The organism is Paraburkholderia pallida, assembly GCF_004524855.1.
Taxonomy (GTDB): Bacteria; Pseudomonadota; Gammaproteobacteria; order Burkholderiales; family Burkholderiaceae; genus Paraburkholderia; species Paraburkholderia oxyphila.
Map to the genome: position 1 here is coordinate 2,301,640 of NZ_CP038148.1, position 21,581 is coordinate 2,323,220.

Annotated in this window: 24 protein-coding genes; 18 read left to right on the forward strand and 6 right to left on the reverse strand. The window is 67.0% G+C overall.

Features of this window, described 5'->3' with window-relative positions; translation table 11 throughout:
- The first annotated feature begins 5 nt into the window (after nucleotides 1–5).
- The 7 genes from pncA (at nucleotide 6) to E1956_RS10460 (ending at nucleotide 6,090) form a co-directional block, all read left to right on the forward strand.
- Nucleotides 6–641 (forward strand): bifunctional nicotinamidase/pyrazinamidase, encoded by a 636-nt coding sequence (gene pncA / locus E1956_RS10430; protein ID WP_134748613.1) that lies wholly within the window; start codon nucleotides 6–8, stop codon nucleotides 639–641.
- Between the two features lie 95 nt (nucleotides 642–736).
- Entirely contained in the window at nucleotides 737–1,915 is a 1,179-nt protein-coding gene (locus E1956_RS10435; RefSeq protein WP_134748615.1) for an acetyl-CoA C-acyltransferase, read from the forward strand.
- Between the two features lie 229 nt (nucleotides 1,916–2,144).
- Complete coding sequence (locus E1956_RS10440; protein ID WP_134748617.1) at nucleotides 2,145–2,447, forward strand: Dabb family protein; 303 nt, start codon at nucleotides 2,145–2,147, stop codon at nucleotides 2,445–2,447.
- Nucleotides 2,448–2,464: 17 nt separating this feature from the next.
- Nucleotides 2,465–2,962, forward strand: a complete 498-nt coding sequence (locus E1956_RS10445; protein ID WP_043283672.1) for a PaaI family thioesterase — start codon at nucleotides 2,465–2,467, stop codon at nucleotides 2,960–2,962.
- Nucleotides 2,963–3,092: 130 nt separating this feature from the next.
- Nucleotides 3,093–4,091, forward strand: a complete 999-nt coding sequence (locus tag E1956_RS10450) for an NADP-dependent oxidoreductase (RefSeq protein WP_134750507.1) — start codon at nucleotides 3,093–3,095, stop codon at nucleotides 4,089–4,091.
- A gap of 85 nt (nucleotides 4,092–4,176) precedes the next feature.
- Nucleotides 4,177–5,058, forward strand: a complete 882-nt coding sequence (locus E1956_RS10455; protein WP_134748618.1) for an SDR family oxidoreductase — start codon at nucleotides 4,177–4,179, stop codon at nucleotides 5,056–5,058.
- A 69-nt stretch (nucleotides 5,059–5,127) separates the two neighbouring features.
- Nucleotides 5,128–6,090: an alpha/beta hydrolase gene (locus tag E1956_RS10460; RefSeq protein WP_134748620.1), complete on the forward strand. Its 963-nt coding sequence runs from the start codon at nucleotides 5,128–5,130 to the stop codon at nucleotides 6,088–6,090.
- 43 nt (nucleotides 6,091–6,133) lie between these two features.
- On the opposite strand, the gene E1956_RS10465 is transcribed toward E1956_RS10460, so the two are convergent.
- Nucleotides 6,134–6,985, reverse strand: coding sequence for an NRDE family protein (locus tag E1956_RS10465; RefSeq protein WP_134748622.1), 852 nt, complete (start codon nucleotides 6,983–6,985; stop codon nucleotides 6,134–6,136).
- Between the two features lie 144 nt (nucleotides 6,986–7,129).
- On the reverse strand, nucleotides 7,130–8,152 hold the full coding sequence (gene ygfZ, locus E1956_RS10470) for a CAF17-like 4Fe-4S cluster assembly/insertion protein YgfZ (RefSeq protein WP_134748624.1): 1,023 nt from the start codon (nucleotides 8,150–8,152) through the stop codon (nucleotides 7,130–7,132).
- 78 nt (nucleotides 8,153–8,230) lie between these two features.
- On the opposite strand from ygfZ, the gene mltG reads away from it, so the two are divergent.
- From mltG to E1956_RS10520, 9 genes are all read left to right on the forward strand, one after another.
- A complete protein-coding gene (mltG, locus tag E1956_RS10475) occupies nucleotides 8,231–9,241 on the forward strand; it encodes an endolytic transglycosylase MltG (protein WP_134748627.1) in 1,011 nt (336 codons plus the stop codon).
- Nucleotides 9,242–9,862 carry a dTMP kinase gene (gene tmk, locus E1956_RS10480; protein WP_134748629.1) on the forward strand — a complete coding sequence of 207 codons (621 nt, stop codon included), beginning with the start codon at nucleotides 9,242–9,244 and terminating at the stop codon, nucleotides 9,860–9,862.
- An 87-nt stretch (nucleotides 9,863–9,949) separates the two neighbouring features.
- Complete coding sequence (locus E1956_RS10485; protein ID WP_134748631.1) at nucleotides 9,950–10,993, forward strand: DNA polymerase III subunit delta'; 1,044 nt, start codon at nucleotides 9,950–9,952, stop codon at nucleotides 10,991–10,993.
- Between the two features lie 176 nt (nucleotides 10,994–11,169).
- A complete protein-coding gene (locus E1956_RS10490) occupies nucleotides 11,170–11,955 on the forward strand; it encodes a TatD family hydrolase (RefSeq protein WP_134748633.1) in 786 nt (261 codons plus the stop codon).
- Between the two features lie 75 nt (nucleotides 11,956–12,030).
- On the forward strand, nucleotides 12,031–12,744 hold the full coding sequence (locus E1956_RS10495; protein WP_134748635.1) for an ankyrin repeat domain-containing protein: 714 nt from the start codon (nucleotides 12,031–12,033) through the stop codon (nucleotides 12,742–12,744).
- A 159-nt stretch (nucleotides 12,745–12,903) separates the two neighbouring features.
- Complete coding sequence (locus E1956_RS10500) at nucleotides 12,904–13,260, forward strand: Rap1a/Tai family immunity protein (RefSeq protein WP_028216386.1); 357 nt, start codon at nucleotides 12,904–12,906, stop codon at nucleotides 13,258–13,260.
- Between the two features lie 561 nt (nucleotides 13,261–13,821).
- Nucleotides 13,822–15,228: an alpha,alpha-trehalose-phosphate synthase (UDP-forming) gene (otsA, locus tag E1956_RS10510; protein ID WP_134748637.1), complete on the forward strand. Its 1,407-nt coding sequence runs from the start codon at nucleotides 13,822–13,824 to the stop codon at nucleotides 15,226–15,228.
- A 127-nt stretch (nucleotides 15,229–15,355) separates the two neighbouring features.
- Nucleotides 15,356–16,528 carry an AAA family ATPase gene (locus E1956_RS10515; protein ID WP_134748639.1) on the forward strand — a complete coding sequence of 391 codons (1,173 nt, stop codon included), beginning with the start codon at nucleotides 15,356–15,358 and terminating at the stop codon, nucleotides 16,526–16,528.
- Between the two features lie 258 nt (nucleotides 16,529–16,786).
- On the forward strand, nucleotides 16,787–17,854 hold the full coding sequence (locus tag E1956_RS10520; RefSeq protein WP_134748641.1) for a glycosyltransferase family 4 protein: 1,068 nt from the start codon (nucleotides 16,787–16,789) through the stop codon (nucleotides 17,852–17,854).
- A gap of 94 nt (nucleotides 17,855–17,948) precedes the next feature.
- Here E1956_RS10520 and E1956_RS10525 read toward each other — a convergent pair whose 3' ends face one another.
- The 3 genes from E1956_RS10525 to E1956_RS10535 form a co-directional block, all read right to left on the reverse strand.
- A complete protein-coding gene (locus tag E1956_RS10525; RefSeq protein WP_134748643.1) occupies nucleotides 17,949–18,539 on the reverse strand; it encodes a BPSL1445 family SYLF domain-containing lipoprotein in 591 nt (196 codons plus the stop codon).
- A gap of 138 nt (nucleotides 18,540–18,677) precedes the next feature.
- Nucleotides 18,678–19,124, reverse strand: coding sequence for a hypothetical protein (locus tag E1956_RS10530; protein WP_134748645.1), 447 nt, complete (start codon nucleotides 19,122–19,124; stop codon nucleotides 18,678–18,680).
- A gap of 309 nt (nucleotides 19,125–19,433) precedes the next feature.
- Entirely contained in the window at nucleotides 19,434–19,766 is a 333-nt protein-coding gene (locus tag E1956_RS10535; protein ID WP_134748647.1) for a PsiF family protein, read from the reverse strand.
- A gap of 231 nt (nucleotides 19,767–19,997) precedes the next feature.
- On the opposite strand from E1956_RS10535, the gene E1956_RS10540 reads away from it, so the two are divergent.
- Nucleotides 19,998–20,294, forward strand: a complete 297-nt coding sequence (locus tag E1956_RS10540) for a YciI-like protein (protein ID WP_134748650.1) — start codon at nucleotides 19,998–20,000, stop codon at nucleotides 20,292–20,294.
- Nucleotides 20,295–20,436: 142 nt separating this feature from the next.
- Here E1956_RS10540 and E1956_RS10545 read toward each other — a convergent pair whose 3' ends face one another.
- Nucleotides 20,437–21,087, reverse strand: a complete 651-nt coding sequence (locus E1956_RS10545; protein ID WP_134748652.1) for a phosphoribosyltransferase — start codon at nucleotides 21,085–21,087, stop codon at nucleotides 20,437–20,439.
- A gap of 230 nt (nucleotides 21,088–21,317) precedes the next feature.
- On the opposite strand from E1956_RS10545, the gene E1956_RS10550 reads away from it, so the two are divergent.
- A complete protein-coding gene (locus E1956_RS10550) occupies nucleotides 21,318–21,575 on the forward strand; it encodes a hypothetical protein (RefSeq protein ID WP_134748654.1) in 258 nt (85 codons plus the stop codon).
- Nucleotides 21,576–21,581: the final 6 nt, after the last annotated feature.

The following is a 21,581-nucleotide window of genomic DNA, read 5'->3' on the forward strand; positions in this document are numbered from 1 at the left end:
ACATCATGAGAAGCGCTGAAGACGTGCTCCTGCTGATCGATCTGCAATACGACTTCATGCCGGGCGGGGCGCTTGCCGTCGCGCACGGCGACGAAGTCGTGCCGGTCGCGAACCGGCTCGCGCAGGCATTCCGGAACGTGGTGCTCACGCAGGACTGGCACCCGGCGGAGCACGTGTCGTTTGCGGGCAATCACGCGGGGCGCCAGCCGTTCGAGACGATCGCGCTGCCCTACGGCGAGCAAGTGCTGTGGCCGACGCATTGCGTGCAGGGCACCGAAGGCGCCGCGCTGCATCGCGATCTCGCCGTGCCGCATGCGCGCGCGGTCATCCGCAAGGGGCATCACGCAAACGTCGACAGCTATTCGGCGTTTCTCGAGGCCGACCGCACGACGCCCACCGGACTCGCGGGCTATCTGCGCGATCTCGGTGTGAAGCGCGTCTATTGCTGCGGACTCGCGACCGACTATTGCGTCGCGTGGTCCGCGCTCGATGCGCGCGCCGCCGGCTTCGAGACCGTGATGATCGAAGACGCCTCGCGCGCCATCGACCTGAACGGCTCGCTCGCCACGGCGTGGCAGCAGTTGAGCGTAGCCGGCGTGAAGCGCGCGCAAACGGCCGAGGTGCTGAGCTGCGCCGTCTGATGGACGTCCGAAGCCCATCCAATTTGCAGGATCAACACGTTCGCATGGGATCGCATCGGCATCTGAATGCTTGACGCGATCGACTGGAGACATACATGACTGATGCCGTAATCGTTTCGACCGCCCGCACGGGCCTCGCCAAATCGTGGAAAGGCTCGTTCAACATGACCCACGGCGCCACGCTTGGCGGCCACGTCACGAAGGCCGCCGTCGAGCGCGCGAAGATCGACCCCGCACGCGTCGAAGACGTGATCATGGGCTGCGCGAACCCCGAAGGCGCCACGGGCGGCAATATCGCGCGCCAGATCGCGCTGCGCGCGGGCCTGCCCGTCTCGGTGCCGGGCATGACCGTGAACCGTTTCTGTTCTTCCGGACTCCAGACGATTGCGCTCGCCGCGCAGCGCGTGATTGCGGGCGAGGGTGACGTGTTCGTGGCCGGTGGCGTGGAGTCCATCTCGTGCGTGCAGAACGAGATGAACCGCCACATGGCCTTCGAAGGCTGGCTCAACCAGCACAAGCCCGAGATCTACTGGAGCATGCTGCAAACGGCCGAGAACGTCGCCAAGCGCTACGAGATCTCGAAGGACCGCCAGGACGAGTACGGCGTGCAGTCGCAACTGCGCGCGGCTGCGGCGCAGGCCGCGGGCCTCTTCAACGACGAAATCGTGCCGATGACGGTGCTCGCCGGTGTCGCCGACAAGGCCTCGGGCCAGCTCATCACGAAGGAAGTGACGATCGCCGCCGACGAAGGCATTCGCGCCGACACGACGCTCGAAGGTGTCTCGAAGATCCGCACGGCGCTGCCGGGCGGCGTGATCACGGCCGGCAACGCGAGCCAGTTCTCGGACGGCGCGAGCGCCTGCGTGGTGATGAACGCGAAGGTCGCGGAGCGCGAAGGGCTGCAGCCGCTCGGCATCTTCCGCGGCTTCGCGGTGGCCGGTTGCGAGCCGGACGAGATGGGCATCGGTCCCGTGTTCGCGGTGCCCAAGCTGCTCAAGCAGGCCGGCCTCAAGGTCGAGGACATCGGCCTGTGGGAACTGAACGAAGCGTTCGCTGTGCAGGTGCTCTACTGCCGCGACAAGCTCGGCATTCCCGCCGACCGCCTCAACGTGAACGGCGGCGCGATCGCGGTTGGCCATCCGTATGGCGTCTCGGGCGCGCGCCTCACGGGCCACGCGCTCATCGAGGGCAAGCGCCGCGGCGCGAAGTTCGTCGTGGTGACGATGTGCATCGGCGGCGGACAGGGCGCGGCGGGGCTGTTCGAAATCGTTTGATCGCTGCAGGGCCGGTGCGGCGAGCGCTGCACGCCGCACCGGCCGCTCAGATTGCCTCGCGTGCCGCATGTGCTTCGCACATCGCACGCATCCCACTCACGAGCCTTCCGCCAGGCCTCGCACGGCTGAGGGCGCGCCCCTCGCGCAAATGACGAGGCAGGTATCATGACGGCACAATCGCGCCCATGCGGCGCGGCCTCCGTTCAAGACAGACTGAAAAGGTGACCCCGTGATTCGTCATATCGTGATGTGGAAATTCAAGGAATCGGCCGAGGGCGCGACGCGCGCCGAGAACGTCGCGAAGTTCAAGACGTTGCTCGAAGGCTGCCGCGATCTCGTGCCGGGCACCTTGCATCTCGAAGCCGGTCTCGCCGAGCCGGGCCTCGCATCGACGTTCGATATCGTGCTGGTCTCCGATTTCGCCGACAAAGCCGCGCTCGACGCGTATCAGGATCACCCCGATCACCAGATCGTGAAGGACTTCGCCAAGCGCGTGGTCGAGGTGCGCCAGTGCGTCGACTACGTGGTCTGAGGGATTCGAGCTTAACCATGACCGGTACCGCAGATACAACGCAAGACGGCGCGTCCAGCCAGCAGCCGACGATCGAAAGCCCGTTCGTCGATCATCTGGGCGCGCAGCTCGTGAGCGCGCGCGACGGCGCGAGCGAAGTGCTCCTGCCGCTCGCCGAGCGCCACATGAATACGTGGGACGTCGCGCACGGCGGCGTGACCATGACGCTCGCCGACATCGCGCTCGCGATGGCCGCGCGCAGCGTCGCCGCTGATGGCGTGGGCGTCGTCACCGTCGAAATGAAAGTGAACTTCATGCAGCCCGGCCGTGGCGAGCTGCGTGCCTACGGCCGCGTGCTGCACCGCTCGACCACGATGGCCTATTGCGAAGGCGAGATCCGCGACAGCGAGGGGCATTTCGTGGCGAAGGCGCTCGGCACCTTCAAATACATGCGCCGCCTCGCGGTGGGCCGCGACGTGACGCGCCAGCGTCTGCGCAGCGACCCCAACGCAAAACCGGGCCCGAGCGACGGCTGAGCGCCGTGCCCGACGCACGCAGGCCACATGCGTGTTTTGCTTTCGCATGCGGCTTGCGATTCCGTTTCATTCCCGCGCGGTGCGAACCGCGCATCACGACGCCACATCGAACGCCATGACCCAGACCAAGATGGTCCAGACCAATCGTCAGATCCTGCTCGCCTCGCGCCCCGAAGGCGCTGCCAGCGTCGATAACTTCCGTCTCGTTCAAACGCCGCTCGCGCCGCTCGCACAGGGCCAGGTGCGCGTGCGCAATCACTGGCTTTCGCTCGATCCGTACATGCGCGGACGCATGAACGACAGCAAGTCGTATGCGGCGCCGCAGCCGCTCGATACCGTGATGATCGGCGGCACGTCGGGCGAGGTGGTCGAGTCGCTCAACCCGAAATTCAAGGCCGGCGACAAGGTCGTGGGCATGGGCGGCTGGCAGGAGTACGCCACTTCGGACGGCAGCGACCTGCATGTCGTCGATACCACGCACGTGCCGCTTGCCGCGTATCTCGGGCCGGTGGGCATGCCGGGCGTCACGGCCTGGTACGGCCTGAACCGAATCATCGCGCCGAAGGCCGGCGAGACCGTCGTGGTGAGCGCGGCGAGTGGCGCCGTGGGCAGCGTCGTGGGCCAGCTGGCGAAAAGTGCGGGCTGCCGTGCCGTGGGCATCGCGGGTGGCGCCGACAAATGCCGCTACGTCGTGGAGGAGCTGGGCTTCGACGCCTGCGTCGACTACAAGGCGGGTAACCTCTATCAGGACCTCAAGGCCGCAACGCCAGATGGCGTGGACGGCTACTTCGAGAATGTGGGCGGTGACATCCTGAACGCCACGCTCGCGCGCATGAACGCCTTCGGCCGGATTGCGCTGTGCGGCATGATCGCGGGTTACGACGGCGAGCCGATTCCGCTCAAGCACCCGCAACTGCTGCTCACGCAGCGCCTGCTCGTACAGGGCTTTATCGTGAGCGAGCATATCGACGTGTGGCCGCAGGCGCTGTCCGAGCTTGGCGGACTCGTGGCGAAGAAGCAGTTGGCGTATCGCGAGAGCGTTGCGGAAGGCCTCGAAAACGCGCCTACCGCGTTCCTCGGCATGCTCAAGGGGCAGAACTTCGGCAAGCAGCTCGTCAAGCTCATCTGACGAAGGCAACGGGCCGGCCCTGAGCGCCGGCCTTTGCCAGTTTTTTATTGCCTGTGCAGTACTAACGAATAGATAAGGGAGCGCGATGTCGGATCCGTTTGAGTTCGAAGGCCGCGTGGCCGTCATTACCGGCGCGGCGAGCGGCTTCGGCCGTGCGTTCGCCCAGCAGGCCGCATCGCTCGGCATGAAGCTCGTGCTCGCCGATGTCGATGCCGCCTTGCTCGAGGAAACCGTCAAGGCGATGCGCGAGCAAGGCGCGCAGGCGATCGGCATGCGCACCGACGTGCGCGACCCGGCGCAGGTGGACGCGCTCGCGCAGGCCGCGCTCGACGCGTACGGCAAGGTTCATCTGCTCTTTAACAACGCCGGAGTGGGCAGCGGCGGCTTCGTGTGGGAAAGCAGCGCGAAGGACTGGGACTGGGTCTTCGGCGTGAACGTGATGGGTGTCGCGAACGGCGTGCGCAGCTTCACGCCGATCATGCTCAAGCAGGGCGAGCGCGCGCATATCGTCAACACGGCCTCGGTGGCGGGCCTGCTCGCGCCGCCCGCGATGGCCGTCTACAACGCTTCGAAGCACGCGGTGGTGGCGCTCACCGAGACGCTTTATCACGACCTCAAGAACGTCAGCGAGCAGGTCAGCTGCTCGCTCCTGTGCCCGGCGTTCGTGCCGACGGGCATCGCCAACGCCGAGCGCAGCCGCCCCGACGACTTGCGCAACGAGGCGCCGCCCACGCGCTCGCAGCAGGCCGCCGATCTGCAGTTGCAGCGCGCGGTGCGCTCGGGGCGTCTCACGGCCGACGACGTCGCGAAGACCACTTTCGACGCCGTGCGCGATGGACGCTTCTACATCCTCACGCATCCGGGCATACTCGCATCGGTAAAGCTGCGTCACGAAGACATCGAGACGCTGCGCAATCCCACCGATCCGCTCTCGCTCAAGCCCGAAGTGAAGAAGGCGCCGGCTTGATAGCACGCCAGCGCATGCTATCCGGCGTGCGCTACCCGGCGTTCGAGCGAGGCCTCATTCGAAAGACTCATGCCGCTCAACGCGAAGATCGCTCTCGTACTCGACATGGTGGCCCGCGCGGGCCGCACGCCTTACCACGAACTGACGCCGCAGGAAGCGCGCGCGTCGTATGAAAAGAGCGCGTCGGTGCTGGAGATCGCGGCCGCGCCGATGCACTCGGTCGAAGACCTGCAAGTGCCCACGCGCGACGGCGCGTCCGTTCGCGCGCGGCTCTACCTGCCGGTCGAGCCGCAATGGTCCGAACCGCTGCCTGCGCTCGTCTATTTCCATGGCGGTGGCTTCACCGTGGGCAGCGTCGACACGCACGACGCCTTGTGCCGCATGTTTGCGCGCGACGCGCGCTGCGCGGTGCTCTCGGTCGACTACCGACTCGCGCCCGAGCACAAGTTCCCGACTGCCGCGAACGACGCGTTCGACGCCTATGCGTGGCTGCACGCGCACGCGGCCGAATATGCGATCGACGAGACCCGGCTCGCAGTAGGCGGAGACAGCGCGGGCGGCACGCTCGCGACGGTGTGCGCGGTGCTCGCGCGCGACGCGGGCATACCGCCCGTGTTGCAGCTGCTGATCTATCCGGGCACGGGCGGGCATCAGCAAACGGAGTCGCACAAGCGTCTCGCGCAGGGGTATCTGCTCACGGCGCCCACCGTGCAATGGTTCTTCAATCACTATGTGCGCGATGTGTCCGATCGCGACGACTGGCGCTTCGCGCCGCTCGACGGCACGCGCGGCGCGCCCGATTTTCACGGCGTGGCGCCGGCGTGGATCGCGGTCGCGGAATTCGATCCGCTCGTCGACGAGGGCGAAGCCTATGCGCAGAAGCTGCGCGAGGCGGGCAACGCTGTCACGCTCGTGCGATTCGACGGCATGATCCACGAGTTCTTCAAGCTAGGTGGCTTCGTGGAGGATGCGCGGCGCGCACAGGCGCAAGCCGCGCAGGCGTTGCGCGCGGCGTTCGGCACGGGGGATTGATGAGACAGGTGGTTCGCGCTCGGCCCTCGATGAGGGTCGGTGATTAGCGCGCGCAGGTTCCAGGCGCGGCGCCGACCGTGAAGCACTCATGGCGCTCGAATGCGCCCGGCCGCGCGATGCGGTGCGAGCCGTCGTCGTCGCTGCGCTCGCGCGCTTCCACGTTCAACCGATCGCCATTCACGCGCACGCGCAGCGCCGTGGTGCCACGCGTGCCGTATTCGGGCGTCTCGATGAACGCCGCCGAAAGCGCGCGCTCACGCTCGAGCGGGATGCCGGTCGCGGGCAACTCGCTATCGGGCGCGACGCCCGGGTCGCGCATCAACGAGATCAATTGCTCGAGCGGGACGTCCGGGCCGTCCGACGTGAGCTGGGCGAGCCCCGCGCGCTTGCGCACGAGCTTCGGCCATGGGGTGTCGAGCACGGCATTGGAAATGCCGTGCGTGCCCTCGGGCAGCAGGGCAGGCACGCGATCGCCGCGATTGCAATACCAGGCGAGCTCGCGCCGCTTCCAGTCGCCGACGACCAGGTTGAAGCCGTTATACATCTCGCCGTCGCGCGCGACGTCCTCGAGATAGTCCAGCGGCGTATCGGGCCGTTTTTCGGCGCCGCCGGGACCGGTCAGCCAGCGCGAAACCAGCGTGCCGCGCGTGGGCGCGTCGGGGCGCATCTCATGCGGCGCACGATAGTTGGTGAGGGCCGCGAAGAGGCCGTCGCGTGTCATGCCAAGCCATGTCCCGCCACCCACGAGGTCGCGGCCCGCGAGCACGCCGGGCGCGTCTTTCCACCACTGCATGGGCTCGGCGGTGCGGCGCAGGAATTCGTCGCGGTTCGCGGCGAGCGTGAAGAGCGCGCCATCGGCGGCGTGCGGCCGCCAGTCGAAGACGATCAGGCACATGGCGCACGGCCTCCGTCAGCAATGGCAGACGCGGCATGGGAAGCGCGCAACGCCTTCGGCGCGGCAAGGCGCGCGAAGGACGATGCAGCGGTCCGCGCAAAGCGCGGCGCGGCCTGGGCCGCCCGGCAACCCGGCGCCAAGGCGTCAGACCTCGGCGGGCAGTGCGTACGGCAGCGGCAGGATGCGCAGTGCGGGGCCGTCGGCGGCACCCAGATGCACGCTGCCCGATTCGAGCGCCGCGAGCTTGATCTCCGCGAGCAGATCGACACCGCCTTCGGGCGCCGTAGCGGCGTTGACGATCATGCCGCAGGGCTGGCCCGGGTCGTCGGAGTGAAACAGCTCGGCACCCGGGCGTGCGGCGTCGAGCCCGGCCGCGACGCTCGCGAGCGCGGTGCGGCGCTTGATCGTGCCGCGATACTGGCTGCGCGCCACGATTTCCTGGCCCGGGTAGCAGCCCTTCTTGAAGTTCACGCCGCCGAGCACGTCGTAGTTGACCATCTGCGGGACGAATTGCTCGCTCACGGGCTGAGTGATGCGCGGCTCGCCCGCGCGGATGTCGAGCCAGTCCCAAACGGCAGGCGAGACGGGCTTGAGCGCGTCGCCGAGCGAGGCGAGCTTCGCCTCCACGGCGGCTTTCGGCCCGACCCACAGATAGCGCAGGCGGCCGTGCGCATCGGGCATGCGGATCAGCGTGCCGGCGGGATCGTCCACCTTCACGTGGACGCCATCGGGCAGCGCGTCGAACACGCGCGCGAGCGCGCCGCGCACGTCGCCCGCGAGGCCCACCACGAGCAGCTTGTCGCTGTCGTCGGTGAGCTTGGCCTTGGCGCGCAGCACGAACATCGAGAGGCGCTTTTGCACGCCCGCCTGCACGTCCTTCGAAATGAGCATGCGGATCGTGTCGCCGGTCTTCCACGTGAGGAACGAGGCGAGCAGACGCCCCTTGGGCGAGCAGTAACCTGCGAGGCGCGCGCCGGTGACGTCCAGATGCTGGATGTCGTTCGTGAGCTGGCTGTGCAGAAAGGTGGCTGCGTCGTCGCCATGGGCGTCGATCACGCCGAACTGAGGCAGGATCGCATAGCCGCCGCCTTTGAGAACGGCGTCGAAGTCTTCTGCGGCGGGCGCGGCGATGGAGGACAGGGTACTTGATGCGAGCGGGGAGTTCATGGATTCGGGGAACAGTCAATCCTGACTTTGGCGAGGGCAAGCAGTTATTATATGAGGTCCGCCTGAGTCACGTTACGCATGTCCCTCCTCAAGAAATGCCTTGTTGCCGGCGCCGGCCTCGTCGTGCTTGGCGCCGTCGCCGTGGGCGGTGTCTGGCACTGGGCGAGCTCGCCTGTGGCGCTCGCCGTTCCGCAACTCGATGTCACGATCAAGCCGCACAGCTCCGTGCGCAGCGTCACCGCGCAGTTGCGCCGTGGCGGCGTGCCCGTGCAGACCGATTTGTTCGTGCTGATGACGCGCGTGCTCGGCCTGCAGAGCCAGCTCAAGTCCGGCAACTACGAGTTCAAGGCCGGCATCACGCCCTATGAGGTGCTGCAGAAGATGGCGCTCGGCGACGTCAACGAGTCGGTCGCGACCATCATCGAAGGCTGGACCTTCAAGCGCATGCGCGACGAGCTCGACGCGAATCCGGCACTGCGCCACGACACCGCCGGTATGAGCGATGCCGAGCTGCTCGCGGCGATCGGCGCACCGGCCGCGCCGCAAGGCAGCGGCGAAGGGCTCTTCTTCCCGGACACCTACCTGTTCGACAAGGGCTCGAGCGATCTGGACGTCTATCGCCGCGCCTACAAGCTGATGCAGACGCGTTTGAACGAGGCATGGGCCGCGCGCGCACAGGGCTTGCCGCTGAAGTCGCCGTACGAGGCGCTCACGCTCGCCTCGCTGGTCGAGAAAGAGACCGGCAAGGCCGGCGACCGTCCGCTCGTGGCGGCCGTGTTCGCGAACCGGCTCAAGGCGGGCATGCCGCTGCAGACCGATCCCGCGGTGATCTACGGGCTCGGCGCGAGCTACACGGGGCGGTTGCACAAGAGCGATCTGCAGGCCAACACTATTTACAATACCTACCTGCATCCCGGGCTGCCGCCGACTCCCATCGCGCTGCCCGGCGCGGCCGCCCTGCAGGCGGCGCTCAATCCCGCCTCGACCGCCGCGCTGTACTTCGTGGCGCGCGGTGACGGCAGCAGCGTTTTTTCTGACAATCTCGTCGACCACAACAAGGCCGTCGACAAGTACATCCGGGGTAATTAAATGGCGCGGGGCCGATTCATCACGTTCGAGGGCATCGATGGCGCGGGCAAGACCACGCATCTGGCGTGGTTTCGCGAGCAGCTCGAGCAGAAGCTTTCCGCCGCGGGCCGTTCGGTGGTCATGACGCGGGAGCCCGGTGGCACGCCGCTCGGCGAGAAGCTGCGCGAGATCCTGCTGCACGAGCCGATGGACCTCGAAACCGAGGCGCTGCTGATGTTCGCCGCCCGCCGCGAGCATCTGGCCCGCGTGATCGAGCCGGCGCTCGCGCGCGGCGACTGGGTGCTCTCGGACCGTTTCACCGACGCCACCTTCGCCTACCAGGGCGGTGGCCGCGGCCTGCCGCGCGACAAGCTCGAAGCGCTCGAGCGCTGGGTCCAGGGCGGCTTCCAGCCCGATCTGACCGTGCTGTTCGACATTGCGCCCGATACCGCGAGCGAGCGCCGTGGCGCTGCGCGCGAGCCGGACCGCTTCGAGAGCGAGACGGACGCGTTCTTCACGCGCACGCGCGCCGAGTATCTGCGCCGCGCGGAAGAGGCGCCGTACCGCTTCGCGATCGTGGATTCGTCGCAAAGCATCGACGCGATTCGCAGGAAGCTCGAACAAGTGATCGCGGCGCTTTGATCGAAAAGCGTGATTTGCCGTTCTTATGGCACTCGATCGAATTCGCGTCAATTCTCCGAAATATCGCTTAATAGATTGATTTAAAACATGATCTACCCGTGGCAAACCGGCGACTGGGAGCGCCTTCAGCAATTGCGCAGCCACTGGCCGCATGCGCTGCTGCTGCACGGCCAGGCCGGCATCGGCAAGCTCCAGTTCGCGCAACATCTGGCGAAGGGGCTGCTGTGCGAGTCGCCGCAAGCCGACGGCCAGCCGTGCGGTGCGTGCCCAGCGTGCAACTGGTTCGCACAGGGCAACCATCCCGACTACCGCGCGGTGGTGCCCGAGGCGCTGGCCGGTCTCGTCGGCCCCGCCGGCGGCGACGACAAGGAAGACGCCAAAGCCGATAAGGGCGACGGCGACGAGGGCAAGAAGACGCGTGCGCCCAGCAAGGAGATCCGCATCGAGCAGGTGCGCGCGCTACTCGATTTCACGGGCGTGGGCTCGCATCGCGGCGGCCTGCGCGTGGTCGTGCTGTATCCGGCCGAGGCGCTCAACGTCGCTGCCGCGAACGCGCTCCTGAAGACGCTTGAAGAGCCGCCCTCAGGCGTCGTGTTCCTGCTCGTCTCGGCGCGCATCGACCGGCTCTTGCCCACCATCATCAGCCGTTGCCGCCAATGGCCGATGAGCACGCCCGCGCCCGAGGAGGCACAGGCGTGGCTGATGGCGCAGGGCGTGGCCGACCCGGCGGGCCTGCTCGCCGAAGCGGGCGGCGCGCCGCTCGCGGCCCTCGCGCTCTCGCAGGACGACAACCGCGCGCTGCGCGACTGGACGCTGGGCCAACTCGCAGCGGGCGCCGCGTGCGACGCCTTTGCCTGTGGCGAGACGCTGCAAAAACTGCCGGTGCCGCTCGTGCTCGGCTGGCTGCAGCGCTGGGTCTACGACCTGCTGGCAGAGCGCACGGCGGGCCGTCCGCGCTACTACCCGCAGTCGGCAACGGCCCTCGCGCGCTGCGCGGCGCATCTGGACGCACCGGCACTGGCGCGCTATCTGAAGGCCGTCACGCGCCAGCGAGCCGTGGAAAACCATCCGCTGAATGCGCGCCTCGTGTTCGAGGAGCTGTTTCTCGGCTATCGTGAAATGTTCGCCTGAGATCGGTGTCTGAGCGTGTCCGGCCTGCACCGCCGGGCCAATTGCCTTGTCTACCGGCGATGCCGCCCTCGATAAGCGCATTGCGGCCTCAGAGGCACCCGCCAGGCCGCCAGCTTTTTCGTTGATTTCGCGCAGTCAGCTTTACCTGTCACTCCATCGTCATCGCAGGACCGCTCATGTTTGTCGATTCGCATTGCCACATCAACTTCGAGGGCCTCGCCGACCGGCTGCCCGAGCTGCTCGAAAACATGCGCGCGCAGGCCGTCACGCATGCGTTGTGCGTCTCGGTCGACTTCGAGACGCTGCCCTCCGTGCTCGACATCGCGAGCCGTTACGAGAACGTCTATGCGTCGGTGGGCGTGCACCCCGATCACGAGGATGTCCAGGAGCCCACGGTCGCGGACCTCGTGGAGCTGGCGAAACATCCGAAGGTCGTGGCGATCGGCGAAACGGGGCTCGATTACTATCGCCTCGGCGAGCGCACGATCGAGGACATGGAGTGGCAGCGCGAGCGCTTCCGCGTGCATATCCGCGCCGCGCACGCCACGGGCAAGCCGCTCATCGTGCACACGCGCGCGGCCTCGGACGACACGCTGCGCATCATGGAGGAGGAGCGCGCGGGAGAGCCTGGCGGTGTGATGCACTGCTTCACGGAACCCTGGGCGATCGCCGAGCGCGCCCTCGCGCAGAACTTCTACATCTCGCTTTCGGGCATCGTCACGTTCAAGAGCGCGACGGAGGTTCAGGACGTCGCGCGTCGCGTGCCGCTCGAGCGATTGCTGATCGAAACGGATTCGCCGTACCTTGCGCCAGTGCCATATCGTGGCAAACCCAATGAACCTGCGTACGTTAGTCATGTCGGAAGATTCATTGCGCAGCAACGCGGATTGCCGGACGCCGAACTCGGCGCTGCCACCTCGCAGAATTTTTTCCGGCTCTTCAAGATTCCGGCCACGGCCTGAGTCGCGAACCGCACGCTGCCAACTTCGGCTTAGTATTTATTATCAATTAGATAGCGAATAACGTTAAGGCTTGACATGAACTCGAATCCGCTTACGTCCACCGTCCACGCTACGCAAGCCCCGCGCGCCGCAGGCGTGCGCCGCATCGCCGCCGCGCTTGCCATCGGCATGAGCGCCGCCTTCCTCGCGAGCGCGCCGGTCCACGCCGCGCCGATCGATTCGCTCGTGAAGGGCGTGAAATTCGATGACGACAAGGGCGTCGCCAAGGACATCGCCGACGGCATGGACCCGAACGCCACCGACAGCCAGGGCATGCCGCTGCTCGTGCTGGCCGCGCGCGAGAAGTCGGACAAGGTGGCAGCGGTGCTGCTCGACAATCCGAAGACCAACATCGCTGCCGAGGACAAGGCGGGCGAGAATGCGCTGATGCTGGCCTCGCTCAACGGCGACATGGAACTGGTGAAGCTGCTCATCACCAAGGGCGCCGAGGTGAACAAACAGGGCTGGACCCCGTTGCACTATGCCGCTGCGAATGGCCAGGATGACGTGGCGAAGCTGCTGATCGGCTATTCCGCCGACGTCAATGCGCTGTCGCCCAACGGCACGACGCCGCTCATGATGGCTGCGCGCGGCGACCACATGAGCACGGCGAATCTGCTGCTCGACCACGGCGCCAATCTCAACGCGAAGAACCAGATCGGCATGAACGCGCTCGATTTCGCCAAGCAGTACAAGGCACCGGACGCGATCAAGGATCTCTCGGCGCGCATGGGTCAAGCGGCGCATTAAGGCCACGCCGGGCCGCCCGGCGCCGCTCGCTGGCCCTTTCGCGAGGTGCCGCACGGCGCGCCCGCAAAAACAGTGCACAATACCGGGGTTGCCGCCGGCCGCCAGCGGGCGGCTCGCGGCGCGGCAAGCGCCGCCCCCAAACACGAATCAAGGAGAATCATGCTGCGGGCTCTGATCTGCGCCGGCGCGCTCGCTGTGCCGATTTCGGCTTTCGCCTTTACCGCTTCCGATCTGAACCGGCTGTGCTCGAAGACCGACGTGGCGTCGCGCAGCGCATGCGCCGCCTACATCGAAGGGGCCGCCGACGGCATTTTCAATACCATCGACGCAATCGGTGGCACGACCGGCCCGCGCGTCGGCCAATACTTCTGCCTGCCGGCGGACGCGCGCTCGGCGCAACTCACCGACGCCGTGCGCAAATACATCGCCGACAATCCGAATGTCGCCGGTTACAACGCCAGCACGGCGATCTCGCTCGGGCTCGGCAAAGCGTTTCCGTGCAAGACCAGCAACTGAGTCCGCGACTCAGCCAGCAACCGGGCCGGTAAGCAGCGCTTGGCCCGGCCGCCCGCCTGAAGGATCGCGCCGCCGCGCGGTCCAAACTGCACGTTTCCCTTCGCCACCCAGGCTGGCCGCATACATTCTTTAGCGCATTTTTACGCGCATTCACGTACCGTGACATCAGGCGCCGTTGCCTTGGGCAGCGCCGCATTTGCACGTCATCCATTAGCCCACACGCCGTGCTCACGGCGATGGCTGTGATCGTCATCTTCGGCTTGGGCGCCGTGCTCATGCATATCCCGAACGTGTGCCAGATTAGCGCCAGCCTGCTGGCCCCAGCGGGCTTGGCCGGTCTCGTGGCACGCTCCGTGCTGGGGAATCGAGTCGCCGCATGCCGCTCGCCCCGTTGCGTGTGCCCGTGAGCGCGCACGGGGCGCTGAGCCGGTTCGAGTAGCGCGTTCGCGTGCCGCCCAGCCATGCAAGCTCGCGAGCAAGCCTATAAATAAAAGCAAGCGGCGAAAAGAAACCGCAGAAAACAGCAGAGGAAGCGATGAAGCAAACAGGAGGAGCATCTCGATGGCCAGACTGATAGTCGTCTCGAACCGCGTGGCGACGCCCACGGAGACCAAGGGCTCCGCAGGGGGGCTCGCCGTCGGGGTGTTCGGCGCGCTCAAGGACGCGGGCGGCGTGTGGTTCGGCTGGAGCGGCGACGTCGTGAGCGAGACGGTCGCGAACGCGGGCCCGACGCTCGCCGAGGAGGGCCACGTCACGTTCGCGACGGCCGGGCTCACGAGGAAGGACTACGACCAGTATTACCGCGGTTTCTCGAATGCCACGCTGTGGCCGGTCTTTCACTACCGCAACGATCTCGCGCGCTACGAGCGCGACGAATACGCGGGCTACCGGCGCGTAAACGCGTGGCTCGCGCACAAGCTCATCAAGCTGATCCAGCCCGACGACATCATCTGGGTCCACGACTACCACCTGATCCCGTTCGCCGAGGCGCTGCGCTCGGAGGGCGTGCGCAACCGCATCGGCTTCTTTCTGCATATTCCGTTTCCCTCGCCGCAAGTCCTGCAGACGATTCCGCCGCACGAAGAGCTCGTGAAGTCGCTGTGCTGCTATGACCTGCTCGGCTTCCAGACGCGCAACGACCAGCAGGCGTTTCACGATTACATCGTGCGTGCCGCGCGCGGCACGGTGCGCGAGCATGGCGAGAACAAGGAGGAGGGCGAGGTCGAGGCATACGGGCGCAAGCTGCGCACGGGCGTCTATCGCATCGGCGTATTTCCCGACGAGATCGCCGAGCAGGCCGCGCGCTACGAGAGCCGCCAGCACGTGCTCGACCTCAAGCAGAGTCTCGAAGGCCGCAAGCTCATCATGAGCGTGGACCGCCTCGATTACTCGAAGGGACTCGTCGAGCGTTTTCATGCATTCGAGCAGTTGCTCGAGCATTCGCCCGAATGGCGCGGCAAGGTCACGCTCGTGCAGATCGCGCCGCCCACGCGCTCCGACGTGGCGAGCTACAAGGTCATCCGCGAGGAACTGGAGCGCGAGGCGGGGCGCATCAACGGCCGTTATTCAGGGCTCGACTACACGCCGATCCGCTACCTGAGCCAGCAATACGACCGCTGGAAGCTGATGTCGCTGTTTCGCGAGTCGCAGGTGGGCTATGTCACGCCGCTGCACGACGGTATGAATCTGGTCGCGAAGGAGTACGTGGCCGCGCAGAATCCCGAGGATCCCGGCGTGCTGGTGCTCTCGATCTTCGCGGGCGCCGCCGCCGAGCTCACTGGCGCGCTGCTCGTGAATCCGCACGACGCGGCCGGCATGTCGGAGGCGCTCGGCCGCGCGCTTTCGATGCCGCTCGAAGAGCGCAAGGCGCGCTTCCACACCAATATGGAGGCGCTGCGCCGCAACGATCTGGGCGTCTGGCGCGACCGTTTCCTCTCTGACCTCGCGGCCGTACCGCAGCCGCGCTGAGTGTTCGCGCGGCAGTCCCCGCCGGCCATTTCGCCGGCGACGCCGACCGGCGACAACGCGCGCCGCACCCGATTGCGTATCATCGGGCGCTGGCTCAACCCGCGCGCAGGCGCGCTTGCTACGACTCATGCTCTCCACCCTCGCCATCGCCAACTACCGCTCGCTGCGCGAGTTGATCGTGCCGCTCGGCCCGCTGAACGTCATCACGGGACCGAACGGCAGCGGCAAGTCCAATCTCTATCGGGCGCTGCGCCTGCTCGCGCTGACCGCGCGCGGCGGCGTGATTCCGTCGCTGGCGCGCGAGGGCGGCCTGCAATCGACGCTCTGGGCCGGCCCCGAGCGTTTCTCGCGCGCGGTCGCCACGGGCGAGTACGCGGTGCAGGGCACCGTGCGCAAAGACGCCGTAAGCCTGAAGCTCGGCTTCTCGGGCGAGACCTTCGGCTATGCGATCGACCTGGGCTTGCCGATGCCCGGTTCGTCGTATTTCTCACTCGACCCGGTCATCAAGCGCGAATGCATCTGGGGTGGGCCGGTCCTGCGTCCATCGGCCTTGCTCGTGGACCGCCAGGGGCCGATGATCCGCATCCGCGACGAAGACGCGGGGCGCGGCGAGTGGACCACGCTCGCACAGCCGGTCGCCAGCTTCGACAGCATGATGACGGAGTTCGCCGACCCGCGCAGCGCGCCGGAGATGATCGCGGTGCGCGAGCAGATCCGTTCGTGGCGTTTCTACGACCACTTCCGCACCGACGAGCACGCCCCCGCGCGCCAGGTGCAGATCGGCACCCATTCGCCGGTGCTCGCCGACGACGGCGCGAATCTTGCCGCCGCGCTGCAGACGATCCGCGAGATCGGCGATGGTGGAGCGCTCGACACGGCGATCGGCGATGCGTTTCCCGGCGCGCGCGTCGAAATCGTCAGCCACGAGGGGCGCTTCGAGGTGGCGTTGCGTCAGGAAGGGCTCCTGCGCTCATTGCGCGGCGCCGAGCTTTCGGACGGCACGCTGCGCTATCTGCTGCTCGCGGCGGCGTTGCTGAGCCCGCGGCCGCCGGCGCTGCTCGTGCTCGACGAACCGGAGACGAGCCTGCACCCGGACTTGCTGCCGTCGCTCGCGCGGCTCATCGCGCGCGCCTCGACGCACTCGCAGGTGCTGGTGGTCTCGCATGCGGCGCGGCTCGTCGCGGCGCTCGAGCGCGAGGCGGGCAGCCAGTCGATCGTGCTGGAGCGGCGCCTCGGCGCGACGGCGCTCGCCGACGAAGACGCGCTCGACGTTCCGGCGTGGAAGTGGCCTTCGCGCTGAGCACGGGGGGCCGATCCGGCCGCGCCCCGCAAGTTGTTTCCACCTGTAAGTCGATATAGCAATTGAAAGACTCGCAGCGCGTGCGCCGCACAGGGCGAATAATCGTCCTATGAGCCGCCTTCAGCCGCTCGATCGTCTCCTGCACGGGTCTGTCCCTTCAATGCCCGGCGGTGCGGTCGCGGTATCTGGCTTGCCTTACAATGGCCCGGACCGGCTTTCCCCGCGTGCCTCTCGCGCGGAACACGAAGGAGACACCCGATGAGAATTGCGCAGATCGCCCCGTTGACCGAATCGGTGCCGCCCAAGCTCTACGGCGGCACCGAGCGCGCCGTGTCGTACATCACCGAGGCGCTGGTCGATCTCGGGCACGACGTGACGCTGTTCGCAAGCGGCGATTCGCAAACGCGTGCGAAGCTCGAACCTGTGTGGCCACGCGCGTTGCGCCTCGACCCCGGCATTCGTGACCGGGTCGCGCCGCACATGCTGCTCATGGAGATGGTGCGCCGCCAGGCCGACCAGTTCGACGTGCTGCACTTCCATATGGACTACTACTCGTTTTCGGTGTTCAAGCGCCAGGAAACGCCGTTCGTGACCACGCTGCATGGCCGCCTCGACTTGCCGGAGCAGCAGCCGGTATTCGACACGTTCGACACGGCTCCCGTCATTTCGATCTCGAACTCGCAGCGCCAGCCGATGCCGCAGGCCAAATGGCTCAAGACCGTCTATCACGGCCTGCCCGAGACGCTCTATACGCCGCAGGCCGTCGAGCAGCGCTATCTGGCGTTTCTGGGCCGCATCTCGCCCGAGAAGCGCGTGGACACCGCGATCCGCATCGCCCAGCGCTGCGGCTTGCCGATCCGCATCGCGGCAAAGGTCGACGAGGCCGACCGCGAATATTTCGAGCGCGAGATCAAGCCGCTCTTCGCACTCCCGAATGTCGAGTTCGTCGGCGAGATCAACGACAGCCAGAAGGCCGAGTTTCTCTCCGGCGCGCATGCGCTGCTGTTTCCGATCGACTGGCCCGAGCCATTTGGACTCGTGATGATCGAGGCGATGGCCTGCGGCACGCCCGTAATCGCGTTCAATCGCGGCGCGGTGCCGGAAGTGGTGGATGAGGGCGTTTCAGGATTTATCGTCGAGGACGAGATTGGCGCCGTCGCGGCCGTGAACCGGCTTGCACGCGTGCCGCGCGCCGGTGTGCGGCGCCGCTTCGAAGAGCGATTCACGTCGCACCGCATGGCGCAGCAGTACATCGAGGCGTATCAGGCGGTGATACGCGCGAACCGCCGTGCGCGCTTCAAGGTGATCGACACGTCCGCGAGCTGAGCGGCTCTGGCGCCCGATGCGGCCCGGGTCAGCCGCCCGAGCCGTGGAGACTCGGGCGAACCGCGGCGCTCGCGCACGCGTGGGGGGTACAGCGTTACAGCTTCAGCTGGGTGATCTTGGTGGTGCCGAGCGAGAGATCGCCGATCAGGCCGCTGTTCGTGAGCACGAAGACTTCCACGGGCTTGACGGCCGTGGTGGTGTCGATCGAGCCATTCGCGCCGACCTTCACGATCGCGACCGAAGCGTCGCCGCCGACCGACCAGCCTTCCGAGGTCCGGAGCCGATCGAGCGCGTCCTGCGTCATGAAGAGGTAGACGACGGCCTTCGACTGCATGCCGAGGGTCGCGCCCACCGATGCGCCCGTCGTGCTGTAGTAACCGACCGTGCTGCCGCCGACACGCAGCGCGCCATCGCCATGTTCGCCGCCGATGCCGATGCCCGCCTGGATCACCTGCGGGAACACCAGCACGCCGCGCGCCTTGCCTACGAGCTCGCGCGAGCCCGGCACGGTCTGGAACAGGCGCGACAGCGTGCCGTCGACGGAGGCGTCGATCGACTGGCGGCGCGCGTCGTTGGTCTGGGCGGTGGGCGGCGGGTTGCTGCCGGTGGTGGAGCAGCCTGCCAATGCGGCGCTGGCGAGCGCGATGGCGACAGAAGTCTTCAGGACGAAACGGCGTGCTTGCATGTTGTTCTCCGCTCTGGGTTTCGAAATATCCGAAAGCCGTGCCGCCATGGCGCTTTGCCGATGACGGGATCAGCTTCGGCCGTTATATCACAGGCCCCTGATTTGCCTGTTCGAGACGGTGCAGTGAAAAGACGCGCGTCAGCGTTCCGGCACGGGCTTGGTGGCAGGGGGGCGGCGCAGCGCCCGCTTCACGCCGCCAAGGACGATGCCGATCGCGAGCAGCGTGAGCGCCGGCACGACCCAGTAGCCGACGAACGCATGCCATAGATAGCTCACGAGCGTCGCGCGGCGCATCGCATATTCGTCGAGCGCCGCCTGATGGGGCGCGGCGTTTTCTGCGAGCACGGCCGCGGGGCAGCCCAGTGCGCGAGCGCGCTCTGGCGTGCCCTGGCAGTGCAGCGGCGCACCGGCCGCACGTTCGGCGTCGGTGAAAGTCCAGCTCGTGAGCGCGCGCTGAAGATCGGCGCGGTTATAGGCCATCTCGTCCTGAGCCTCGCGCACCACGACGATCATCACCGGCACGAGCCAGAAAACGATCACCACCAGCCAGCGGCGAAACCAGCGGTTCTTGCGTTTCCACACCATCCGCGCCTCCGTACGATGCTCCCGGCATAGGCTTCAACGTTCGTGCGGTGGCCCGATGGCGTCTGCGTGATTGCGTGTCAGGGAAGGGGCGCCGCTGCAGCCATCATAGGAGAAAAATCGCGCGCAGGCGCAAGCCCGGAAGTGCGCAGGCGCACGTGCGGCACCGGAGTGCGCAAGCGCAGGCGCAAAGGCGGCCGCGCCATGAAAAAACGACGCGCCGCAGCATAGGCCGGGGCGCGTCGCGATGAAGCTAAAACCGCTTTGAAGCCGGGACCGGGCGCAAACGAGGCGCTCCGGTCGCGCGGTGCGTCAGCTCTTGGTCGAGAGGCACTGTTTCATGAATGCCTTGCGGTCGTCGCCCTTCTTGTCGCCGGCTTGCGTGTTGCAGGCCTTCATCCGCTCTTGCTGCGACATCGTCGGCGCCGGCACGCCGGCGGCCGAAAGACACTGCTTCATGAACGCCTTGCGGTCGTCGCCTTTCTTGTCGCCGGCCTGGGTGTTGCACGTCTTCATCTTCGACTGCTGGCTATTCGGGCTCATGGCGCCCGAAGCCGGCGCCGCGGGGGCGGCGGTCTGTGCGAACGCCGGCGCGGCCAGCGCGCTGCCCAGCACGATTGCAGCAATGACGGATTGAATCTTCATTGTTCACTCCCATGGGATATCGACATTGTTGTCGGTAGTCGCGCGAGCAGGCGCCATGTCCGGTCCATCTTTGCCCATCGCTGCAACCATTATGGCAAAGCCACCCTGAAAACGAACCGGCGGTGCCTTCGGTTGACGCGCGCTTCAGGCACAATGAAATGCGCTAATGCTGCGCCGCATGCGTTGCCGCGCAAACCACCGGCATGCTTTGCATGCCACGGGAGACAGACGATGCATTACCTCTTGATGTACGACCTCGCCGATGATTATCTGGAACGGCGCCCCGAGCACCGCGATGAGCACCTCGCGCTCGCGTGGGCGGCGGCCGGGCGCGGCGAACTGCTGCTCGCGGGCGCCATCGCCGACCCGGTGGACGGGGCGCTGCTGCTATTCCAGGGCGATAGCCCCGCGGTCGCGGAAGCGTTCGCGCGGGCCGATCCTTATGTGAAGTCGGGCCTCGTCAAGGCGTGGCGCGTGCGGCCCTGGCAGACGGTGGTCGGGGAGCACGCGGCGAATCCGGTGCGCTGATCCCTCGCGCGCGGTGCGCCCAGGGTGTCCTTGGTGCGGCAGTGCAGTCGTGTAGCCGAGTGTTGGATGGCTGCGCACGCAATATTCTCGGTCCCGGCATGCCCGGGACCCGCAGCGGCCGACCGGTGCCGCCTGCGGCGCCTCAATCGTCCGTTGCCGCGCGCTCGAGCAAATCGCGCACGGTTTCGTCGTCGACCTGGTCGAAGTCGAAATAGAACTGGCCCACGCTCATGAACGACACGGGCATCTGCACGCAGACGAGATCGTCGACGGCGCCCGCGAGCCGTGCACGCGCGCCGGCCGGCGCGACCGGCAGCGCCGCGATGATGCGCGCGGGCCCGAGCGAGGCGAGCGCACGCGCGGCGGCCTTGATCGAGGCGCCCGTGGCCATGCCGTCGTCGATCAGCAGCGTCACGCGTCCGGCCACGGGCACAGGCGCCCGCGTGCCGCGGTAGCGCGCCTCGCGCCGGCCCAGCTCGATGCGGGCGAGCGAGAGCGCGCTCTGCAATTGCGCCTCGCTCACGCCGGCTTCGCGGATCAGCGTTTCGTCGACATATTGCGCACCGTTCGAGGAGAGCGCGCCCATCGCGAGCTCCGGCTGCCAGGGCGTGCCGAGCTTGCACACGGGCAGCACGTCGAGTGGCGCGCGCAGCGCCTCGGCGACTTCGAACGCGACCGGCACGCCACCGCGCGGCAGCGCCAGCACGACGATATCGGGGCGCCCGGCAAAGGGCGCGAGTTGCGCGGCGAGCATCTGTCCCGCTTCGCGGCGATCGGTGAAGGGACGTTCCATGAGCGACTCCGGTCCCGTGCATGGCTGTGGTGGAACGATCCGTTCAGTGTGCCACGTGCTGCACTTGCGTGAACGGAAATCGCGGACAAAAAAGGCCGCTTGGGAATGACTGGCATTCAGGCGCATGCTTCGCAGCCACGCGCTCATTTGCATACGCCGATTTCTCGTTTGGCGCGGCACGCCGGCATGGTTACGATGGCCTCGAACCTTTCATCGACGAGGTCCATGCCATGTCCGATTCCGCCTGTTTTTCGCCCCGCGTTTCAGCCGTTTCCGCCGCCAATTTCGCGCCGCGGGTCGTCGAACCCGCGCAAGCCGATGCGCCCGACGGACGCGGGCTCGCGCTGGAGCTCACGCTGGTGCGGCCCGTGGACGGGATCGCGGGGCAGGCGCTGCGTATTCATCTGCGCCATGGCGCGCGCATGGAGCAGGCCGAGACGCTGCGCGATCTGCTGCACCAGGTGGGGGCGGACATCGTCGTGTCGTGAGCGTAC

Excerpts from the sequence above, each read along its gene's own strand:
- E1956_RS10465 (WP_134748622.1), bottom strand. The coding sequence starts at position 6,985 with ATGTGCCTGATCGTCTTCGACTGGCGGCCGCACGCCGCCGATGGCGCG.
- E1956_RS10515 (WP_134748639.1), top strand. The coding sequence starts at position 15,356 with ATGCTCTCCACCCTCGCCATCGCCAACTACCGCTCGCTGCGCGAGTTG.
- E1956_RS10495 (WP_134748635.1), top strand. The coding sequence starts at position 12,031 with ATGAACTCGAATCCGCTTACGTCCACCGTCCACGCTACGCAAGCCCCG.
- E1956_RS10445 (WP_043283672.1), top strand. The coding sequence starts at position 2,465 with ATGACCGGTACCGCAGATACAACGCAAGACGGCGCGTCCAGCCAGCAG.
- E1956_RS10550 (WP_134748654.1), top strand. The coding sequence starts at position 21,318 with ATGTCCGATTCCGCCTGTTTTTCGCCCCGCGTTTCAGCCGTTTCCGCC.
- E1956_RS10460 (WP_134748620.1), top strand. The coding sequence starts at position 5,128 with ATGCCGCTCAACGCGAAGATCGCTCTCGTACTCGACATGGTGGCCCGC.
- E1956_RS10455 (WP_134748618.1), top strand. The coding sequence starts at position 4,177 with ATGTCGGATCCGTTTGAGTTCGAAGGCCGCGTGGCCGTCATTACCGGC.
- E1956_RS10490 (WP_134748633.1), top strand. The coding sequence starts at position 11,170 with ATGTTTGTCGATTCGCATTGCCACATCAACTTCGAGGGCCTCGCCGAC.
- pncA (WP_134748613.1), top strand. The coding sequence starts at position 6 with ATGAGAAGCGCTGAAGACGTGCTCCTGCTGATCGATCTGCAATACGAC.
- E1956_RS10525 (WP_134748643.1), bottom strand. The coding sequence starts at position 18,539 with ATGCAAGCACGCCGTTTCGTCCTGAAGACTTCTGTCGCCATCGCGCTC.
- E1956_RS10530 (WP_134748645.1), bottom strand. The coding sequence starts at position 19,124 with ATGGTGTGGAAACGCAAGAACCGCTGGTTTCGCCGCTGGCTGGTGGTG.
- E1956_RS10520 (WP_134748641.1), top strand. The coding sequence starts at position 16,787 with ATGAGAATTGCGCAGATCGCCCCGTTGACCGAATCGGTGCCGCCCAAG.
- E1956_RS10435 (WP_134748615.1), top strand. The coding sequence starts at position 737 with ATGACTGATGCCGTAATCGTTTCGACCGCCCGCACGGGCCTCGCCAAA.
- otsA (WP_134748637.1), top strand. The coding sequence starts at position 13,822 with ATGGCCAGACTGATAGTCGTCTCGAACCGCGTGGCGACGCCCACGGAG.
- E1956_RS10450 (WP_134750507.1), top strand. The coding sequence starts at position 3,093 with ATGGTCCAGACCAATCGTCAGATCCTGCTCGCCTCGCGCCCCGAAGGC.
- ygfZ (WP_134748624.1), bottom strand. The coding sequence starts at position 8,152 with ATGAACTCCCCGCTCGCATCAAGTACCCTGTCCTCCATCGCCGCGCCC.
- mltG (WP_134748627.1), top strand. The coding sequence starts at position 8,231 with ATGTCCCTCCTCAAGAAATGCCTTGTTGCCGGCGCCGGCCTCGTCGTG.
- E1956_RS10485 (WP_134748631.1), top strand. The coding sequence starts at position 9,950 with ATGATCTACCCGTGGCAAACCGGCGACTGGGAGCGCCTTCAGCAATTG.
- E1956_RS10535 (WP_134748647.1), bottom strand. The coding sequence starts at position 19,766 with ATGAAGATTCAATCCGTCATTGCTGCAATCGTGCTGGGCAGCGCGCTG.
- E1956_RS10540 (WP_134748650.1), top strand. The coding sequence starts at position 19,998 with ATGCATTACCTCTTGATGTACGACCTCGCCGATGATTATCTGGAACGG.
- tmk (WP_134748629.1), top strand. The coding sequence starts at position 9,242 with ATGGCGCGGGGCCGATTCATCACGTTCGAGGGCATCGATGGCGCGGGC.
- E1956_RS10500 (WP_028216386.1), top strand. The coding sequence starts at position 12,904 with ATGCTGCGGGCTCTGATCTGCGCCGGCGCGCTCGCTGTGCCGATTTCG.
- E1956_RS10545 (WP_134748652.1), bottom strand. The coding sequence starts at position 21,087 with ATGGAACGTCCCTTCACCGATCGCCGCGAAGCGGGACAGATGCTCGCC.